The organism is Microbacterium sp. (assembly GCF_032084865.1).
In the GTDB taxonomy this organism is placed as follows: domain Bacteria; phylum Actinomycetota; class Actinomycetes; order Actinomycetales; family Microbacteriaceae; genus Microbacterium.
In genome coordinates this window covers 1-395 of record NZ_DAMDLU010000115.1, presented here as the reverse complement: position 1 = coordinate 395, position 395 = coordinate 1, and the positions used below count along the sequence as shown (strand labels likewise).

The window sequence follows — 395 nt, the reverse complement described above, 5'->3', positions numbered from 1 at the left end:
GCGCGGATGTCGGAGAGGGCGGCGGGGTCGGTGTTCGGGGTAACCAGCTGGGCGGTGGGAGTCATGACGTGGTTCCGTTCCAGGTGAGGGAGCTCAAGCCCCCGGCGGCGAGCGCGAGGGCTTCGGGACCGGCGTTGCCGCCGGAGAGGATCACGCCGATGTTCTGCCCGGGGGCGGCAGCGGCGCACTGCATGGCCGCGCTGACTGCAGCGGCCGAGGCAGGTTCGATGACCTGTTTCATCGCGTGCATGATCTGCGACATGGCGATCACCATGTCTTCTTCGGTCACCTCGATGACGTGTGCGACACGGCCCTTGAACTGCGCGAGGCACGCCTCACCGAGGAAGGGCGCGGCGAGGCCGTCGGCGCGGGTCTGCGGCGGGTGGGCGTGCCGC

1 protein-coding gene is annotated in these 395 nt (G+C 70.1%); it reads right to left on the bottom strand.

Annotated features, from left to right (window positions below):
- Nucleotides 1–61: 61 nt before the first annotated feature.
- Nucleotides 62–395 (bottom strand): pyridoxal-phosphate dependent enzyme (locus RT309_RS11380; RefSeq protein ID WP_313357134.1); only part of this gene is annotated, 334 nt, incomplete at its 5' end.